9 protein-coding genes and 1 tRNA gene are annotated in these 6,477 nt (G+C 41.8%); 7 read left to right on the forward strand and 3 right to left on the reverse strand.

The window, feature by feature from the left end:
• Positions 1-23: 23 nt before the first annotated feature.
• The 3 genes from HMPREF2634_RS04680 to HMPREF2634_RS04690 all read right to left on the reverse strand — a co-directional run bounded on the left by HMPREF2634_RS04680 (position 24) and on the right by HMPREF2634_RS04690 (position 2,503).
• Positions 24-539 (reverse strand): DUF308 domain-containing protein, encoded by a 516-nt coding sequence (locus HMPREF2634_RS04680; RefSeq protein ID WP_021001254.1) that lies wholly within the window; start codon positions 537-539, stop codon positions 24-26.
• A gap of 347 nt (positions 540-886) precedes the next feature.
• Positions 887-959, reverse strand: a tRNA-Lys gene (locus HMPREF2634_RS04685).
• A 272-nt stretch (positions 960-1,231) separates the two neighbouring features.
• A complete protein-coding gene (locus HMPREF2634_RS04690; RefSeq protein WP_021001255.1) occupies positions 1,232-2,503 on the reverse strand; it encodes a replication-associated recombination protein A in 1,272 nt (423 codons plus the stop codon).
• 101 nt (positions 2,504-2,604) lie between these two features.
• Between HMPREF2634_RS04690 and HMPREF2634_RS04695 the strand changes: the two genes are divergently transcribed.
• The 7 genes from HMPREF2634_RS04695 to HMPREF2634_RS04720 form a co-directional block, all read left to right on the forward strand.
• Positions 2,605-3,075, forward strand: a complete 471-nt coding sequence (locus HMPREF2634_RS04695; RefSeq protein WP_021001256.1) for a DUF3013 family protein — start codon at positions 2,605-2,607, stop codon at positions 3,073-3,075.
• Positions 3,076-3,124: 49 nt separating this feature from the next.
• Positions 3,125-3,568 carry an NUDIX hydrolase gene (locus tag HMPREF2634_RS04700; protein ID WP_021001257.1) on the forward strand — a complete coding sequence of 148 codons (444 nt, stop codon included), beginning with the start codon at positions 3,125-3,127 and terminating at the stop codon, positions 3,566-3,568.
• The gene (locus HMPREF2634_RS04705) at positions 3,565-4,044 is read left to right on the forward strand and encodes a GNAT family N-acetyltransferase (protein WP_021001258.1); all 480 of its coding nucleotides are present in this window, start codon (positions 3,565-3,567) and stop codon (positions 4,042-4,044) included. Before HMPREF2634_RS04700 ends, HMPREF2634_RS04705 begins: the two co-directional genes overlap by 4 nt.
• 3 nt (positions 4,045-4,047) lie before the next feature.
• Positions 4,048-5,001, forward strand: coding sequence for a 50S ribosomal protein L11 methyltransferase (gene prmA / locus HMPREF2634_RS04710; RefSeq protein ID WP_021001259.1), 954 nt, complete (start codon positions 4,048-4,050; stop codon positions 4,999-5,001).
• On the forward strand, positions 5,002-5,742 hold the full coding sequence (locus HMPREF2634_RS04715; RefSeq protein WP_021001260.1) for a 16S rRNA (uracil(1498)-N(3))-methyltransferase: 741 nt from the start codon (positions 5,002-5,004) through the stop codon (positions 5,740-5,742).
• A 166-nt stretch (positions 5,743-5,908) separates the two neighbouring features.
• Positions 5,909-6,055: a hypothetical protein gene (locus HMPREF2634_RS10000; protein WP_003028899.1), complete on the forward strand. Its 147-nt coding sequence runs from the start codon at positions 5,909-5,911 to the stop codon at positions 6,053-6,055.
• A 173-nt stretch (positions 6,056-6,228) separates the two neighbouring features.
• On the forward strand, positions 6,229-6,477 hold a 249-nt coding region (locus HMPREF2634_RS04720), incomplete at its 3' end, for an HD domain-containing protein (RefSeq protein ID WP_142350298.1).

The following is a 6,477-nucleotide window of genomic DNA, read 5'->3' on the forward strand; positions in this document are numbered from 1 at the left end:
ATATGCCCAAAATGGCAGCGAGATTATTTACGAAAGGCATCAACGATATAGGTAAAACCAGCAATTAAAAATGCAAAGGCAACGACATAAACGACAAAGACACTTGTAGCTACTGGATTGAACAGAATCACTAGACCTAGTAAAAATGCAAGCAACGCTATCCACATGATATGGTTGCCAATAATAGGGAAAATCAATCCCAGACGATTGCCTTTAAAGAAAGCTATAATGGCTTCTACAATTAACCAAATTCCTAAAACAGTTGGAATGACAACCGGCAGGGTCACAAAGCCATAGGCAACGAGGTAAAGAACTAAGAGAAGATTAACAATCCCTTGGAAAAGATAAACAGGTGAGCGAAGCTCTTTTGGCACAGAGAAATAGCTTAAAATAGCCACTATAGAAGCAACCAATAAACCAAATGCAATCCACCAGCTGTAAGCAACAAGATTAGCTACTGGGTTTGTAAATAGAAAAAGTGCTAAAAGGACAAAAACAACTCCTGCAAGGAATAGCAATAAACAATTAGAAAATTTCATATCAATACTCCCCCTATATAGTATAGTTTGATAATAGAAGTGTTCTACATTTTTTATAGGAAATGTCAATAAAATAAATGGACAATTTGGAAATTTCAGTCTGATTCATGAAAAGAAAATCAGTTTTTATCATTTTGAAAATAAAAAGAGAAGATAAAATTTGTCTTCTCTACATGAAAATATTGTATGGCATCAAAGCAAAAGTAACTGGCTTTACACTATTTGTTAAGATGTAATTTGATTCAAAAAGAAAAGATAGATTTAAAAGTGGGGCAAATGATGGGGCAAAAATAGTTGAGAGTAAGTAAAAAAGCCTATATGATAGGCTTTTGTATGTAAATATTAGATGCCCCCTACAGGGCTCGAACCTGTGACCCATGGATTAAGAGTCCACTGCTCTACCAACTGAGCTAAGGAGGCAACAGAAAAAGCTGTATTGGTGCCGGACCTTCACGATTTGTATTGAACCCGCGCAATTAAGCAGGTGGGCAACTCGCTCTAACTGAAGCTGCTTCCGCGTGAAACGGCCTGCAAGCTGTTAGAAGTCTTTTGTTTCCCTAATAATACAAAAAATAGTCGGTCAACACTTAAGTGTGAAGTCGTACACCACAGCGTTTCTATAATTATGATACCACAATTTTTGAAAAATTCAAGAGAAAAAATTGATTTTTTGCAAACGATACCACGATTTTTTAGTGGTTTTTGAGTTGTTCAATCTTATTTTTAGTCATGCCAAGGGCTCGTTCGTACTTCCCGTTTTCGTTCGGAGTGAAATAATCGGCATTTTTAATTTTTTCAGGAAGGTAGTCTTGCTGCACCCAATTACCAGGATAGTTATGTGGATATTTGTAATCTTGCGCATTTCCCAGCTCCTTGCTACCAGCGTAGTGACCGTCTCGTAGATGGCGGGGGATAGGTAAGTTTCCATTTTGTCGCAAATCAGAAAGAGCTTTATCTATAGCTACTATGGCAGAGTTGGACTTAGGAGAAAGTGCTAGGTCAATGACAATGTTGGCAATGAGGATGCGAGCTTCTGGGAACCCAATTTTTTGAGCGGCTTCAAGTGCGGTCACTGTATGAATCTGAGCATCGGGATTTGCCAAACCAATGTCTTCATAAGCAATGACCGTCAGGCGTCGTGCGAGGCTGGGAAGGTCTCCAGCTTCAATCAAGCGAGCTGCATAATGGAGACTGGCATTGACATCAGACCCGCGGATGGACTTCTGTAAGGCGGACAGGACGTCATAATGACCGTCTCCGTCTTTGTCCATAGTGATGTAGCTCTTTTGCAGGCTGTTTTCCATAATATCGAGAGTGATATGGCGAACCCCTTCAGTATCCTCTTTGGTAGAGAGAACTGCTAAATCTAGAGAATTAAAGGCTGAGCGCAGGTCACCGTTGGTGGAAGTGGTAATGAAATCCAGAGCGTCATCATCTAGCTGGACAGGAAAATCAAAACCTCGTTCGGTGTCCGTCAGGGCTGTTTGAATGGCTTGTTTAATATCATCATTTGTCAGAGGTTCCAGCTCGAAAATCTGTACCCGGCTGCGAATAGCGGGAGTGACAGAGAAAAAGGGATTTTCTGTTGTGGCGCCAATCATGATGACCAGACCGTTTTCTAAAAGAGGGAGGAGGAAGTCCTGCTTGGTCTTTTCCAAGCGGTGAATCTCATCTAACAGCAGCACTAAACCACCAGAGAATTTTGCTTCTTCCGCAATCTCTTGCAGGCGCTTCTTACTATCAACGGTGGCATTAAAGGTCCGAAAAGCAAATTTTGTAGTACCAGCGATGGCTGAAGCAATGGAAGTCTTGCCAATCCCTGGTGGACCGTAGAGAATCATGGAAGACAGGCGATTGGCTTCCACCATGCGACGAATGATTTTTCCTTCGCCAACCAGATGTTTCTGACCGATGACCTGATTGATATTTTTAGGCCGCATACGAATCGCTAAATTGTCTGGCATACGTTTTCCTCCTTACTGGTATTCTTTTCAACTGTTCTGATTTATGTTACTATAGTTGTATCTATTTTAACACATTTTAAAGGATTGGAGAGAGGCTGGCTATGGTTAAATATGGATTTTTGGATATATTAAATGAAGAAATGGAGAAATGTTTTCCATTTGACTATGAGATAAACTGGGATAAGAAGAATCATGCCGTAGAAGTGTCCTTTCTCTTAGAAGTACAAAATGCAAATGGCATCGAACTGTTAGATGTGGATGGAGAAAGTAGCACAGAAGACATTTTCTTTGAAGAAAGCGTTCTCTTTTATAATCCTGCTAAGTCTCACTTTGAAACAGAGGATTATCTAACAGTTGTTCCTTATGAGCCAAAGAAAGGCCTGTCTCGTGAATTCCTGACCTACTTTGTGGACTTCTTGAAGAAGACGGCCGAAGAGGGATTAGATGCTCTCATGGACTTTCTGGCAGATCCAGCGGCAGAGGAATTTGAAATTGTCTGGAATAATAAAGTTTTTGAAAAAGCCAGAGCAGATTTGAAAGAGACGGACTTTTATCCCTATCCTAGATACTGAAATACAAGCGTGCCTAAGAAGATCACTGATTTTACGGAGGTAGGGAAGAATGAGTGATATGACTGTTTTGTATCAAACGTTTGATTTCTCAGGCTGTAAAATTGCTTTGCTGCATGGCGATACAATTTTAACCATTTTAAGAGACGATATTCCCACTATTCCTTATCCCAATATGTGGGATTTTCCCGGCGGTGGGAGAGAAAAGGACGAGACACCTTTTGAGTGCATTAGAAGAGAAGTCTTTGAGGAGCTGGGCATTGAACTCAAAGAGGAATCCATTACATGGGTCAAATGTTATCAAGGCTTTGTTCATCCTGAGAAAGTTTCTGTTTTCATGGTGGCTTCTATCTGTCAAGAACTGATAGATCAGATTGTCTTTGGTGACGAAGGACAAGGCTACAAATTAGTAAATATAGAAGAATTATTAGCGGATGAAAACGTCATCTCACAGTTAAAAAGTAGATTGGGAGATTATTTGGAGGTGCAGAGATGATTCATATAGAACAAGCAGAAGCTACAGATTTAGAAACCATTATCAGTATTCAACGTGTTAGTTTTAAAGCTGTCTACGAAAAATATCATGACCAGTATGATCCTTATCTGGAAGATAGGGAGCGGATTAGGTGGAAGTTGGTGGAACGTCTTAATAGTTTTTACTATTTTGTCAAAGATGACGAAGAAATTGTTGGCTTTCTTCGCTTGCAAACCAACGATGAGCGAACAAAAGGTTGGCTTGGTACAGCTGCGATTTTGCCTCAATATCAGCGAAAAAGCTATGGCTACGAAGGGATTCGCCTGCTAGAGAAAAGATTTCCTACGATTACTCAGTGGGATTTGTGTACGGTTTTCCAAGATGAGCCTATGGTCAAATTTTATGAAAAATGCGGCTATCATCAAACGCATACTGAACCAGAGCAAGAGGGCATGGATATGGTTTATATGACGAAGAGTATTAAAAGAAAGGAATGACACATGAACACTTGGCAAGAACTAACTATCACGGTCAGCCGTGAGGCGGAAGAAGCGGTCAGTAATATTCTGATTGACCTAGGCAGTCAAGGTGTGGCGATTGATGACAGTGCGGATTATCTGGGGGAAGCTGGTCCTTTTGGGGAGGTGCTGCCTCAGGTAAAGCAGCTGAATACGGTTGCCATTACGGCTTATTACCCAGAAACAGTGAACCTTGAAATGATTCGTCAGGAAGTGAAAGAGTATTTGGCTCAGTTGAGGGATTTTGGTTTGGAGATTGGAGAAACCCAGTTAACCACTCAGCAGCTGGCAGAGGAAGATTGGGCGGACAATTGGAAAAAATATTTTGAGCCAGCCCGTGTTACCCATGACTTGACGATTGTGCCGTCTTGGACGGATTACGAGGCGACTATTGGAGAGAAGATTATCAAGCTGGATCCCGGTATGGCCTTTGGTACGGGTACTCACCCGACAACCAAGATGAGCCTCTTTGTTTTGGAGCAGATTCTGCGTGGCGGAGAAACAGTGTTGGATGTAGGGACTGGCTCTGGTGTTCTCTCTATTGCTAGCTCTCTCTTGGGTGCAAAGGACATCTATGCTTACGACTTGGATGAGGTGGCGGTGCGCGTGGCTCAGGAGAATATTGAGCTCAATCCTGACATGGAGAACATCCATGTAGCGTCGGGGGACCTTCTCCGAGGTGTGGAAATCGAGGCTGATGTCATTGTAGCCAATATTCTGGCGGATATTTTGGTAAATCTAACGGATGATGCTTACCGTTTGCTTAAGGATGAGGGCTACCTGATTATGAGCGGAATTATCTCTGAGAAATGGAATCTGGTGCGGGAGTCAGCAGAAGCTGCTGGATTTTTCCTTGAGACCCACATGATTCAGGGCGAGTGGAATGCCTGTGTCTTTAAGAAAACCAAGGAGATTTCAGGAGTGATAGGAGGTTAGATGCAGCAGTATTTTGTGAAAGGACAGGTTGAAAATCCTGTCATTATCAGAGATAAAGATACCCTCAAGCATATGTTTTCTGTTATGCGTTTGGTAGAAGATGATGAGGTAGTACTGGTTTTTGAGGATGGTATTAAACGTCTAGCAAGAGTTTCGGATAGGGAGCGCCATGTGTTGAATCTGGTAGAAGAATTACCAGACAACGCGGAGCTGCCGATTCATGTGACGGTTGCTTCTGGCTTTCCCAAAGGAGACAAGCTGGAATGGGTAGCTCAGAAAACGACGGAACTGGGTGCAGCTGCTATCTGGGCCTTTCCGTCCGACTGGTCTGTTACCAAGTGGGATGGTAAGAAACTTGCTAAAAAAGCAGACAAACTAGAGAAGATTGTTTTGGGAGCAGCCGAGCAAAGCAAGCGCAATCTGATTCCAGAAGTCCGACTTTTTGAGAAGAAAGTTGATTTTTTAGATTGTTTGAGTCAGTTTGACTGCGTCATTGTAGCTTATGAGGAATCTGCCAAAGAGGGAGAGTCTGCTGCTTTGGTCAAGGCTGTGACAGGACTTAAAAAAGGAAGTCGAATTTTATTTGTCTTTGGTCCAGAAGGCGGTCTGTCTCCAGCAGAAATTGCCACATTGGAAGAGGCAGGAGCTATACTTGCAGGACTGGGTCCACGTATCTTGCGGACAGAGACAGCTCCACTTTACGCACTCAGTGCAGTCAGTGTACTGACAGAGTTGATGTAGTCGGAAAATTTCATTAATAGGGCTGGTCTTTATTGTTCTTAACTCCTAACTTTGGTATAATATAAGTGAAATATCTAGCTTGGCTAGAAAGGATGGAAGCACGGAAACAAATCTGCTGGCTAGATTGCGAAAACTGCTTTTGCTTGGTAAGGAGAGGAGGTTCATCATGTCTTTATCTACCTTATTTGAGCTGTTTATTGCTATTTTAGGTGTTGTATCAGCTTGCTATCTCATTTATGCTTATGTTGAATTTATCGGAGATATGCTACATGCAGAAAAGCATCACCTCTTTCATCACAACCCGCCTATTTAAGGCGGGCTTTTTCTAAACTTAGGGTAATTGCTATTTACTGGATATGGCTTATATGTAATCGCAGTTTGAAAAAAATCGACCATTTCTCACAGAAGCTTTGCATTCTTCTGTGTTTCCTTGTTTTCATATTGCCTTAAAAGTGATAAAATGGTAGGAAGAACTGGAGAGAGAATATGCCAAAAGAAGTGAATTTGACGGGCGATCAAGTGGTCGCTCTTACTAGAAAGTATTTATCATCAGAAGATGTTGTCTTGGTTCAAAAAGCTCTATTCTATGCAGTAGATCGACATAGAGGGCAATTTCGCCAATCAGGGGAGCCCTATATCATCCATCCGATTCAAGTGGCAGGGATTTTAGCTAAGCTAAAGTTGGATGCGGTCAGTGTCGCTTGCGGTTTTTTACATGATGTTGTAGAAGACACA

The organism is Streptococcus sp. HMSC034B03 (genome assembly GCF_001838575.1).
GTDB lineage: Bacteria > Bacillota > Bacilli > Lactobacillales > Streptococcaceae > Streptococcus > Streptococcus anginosus.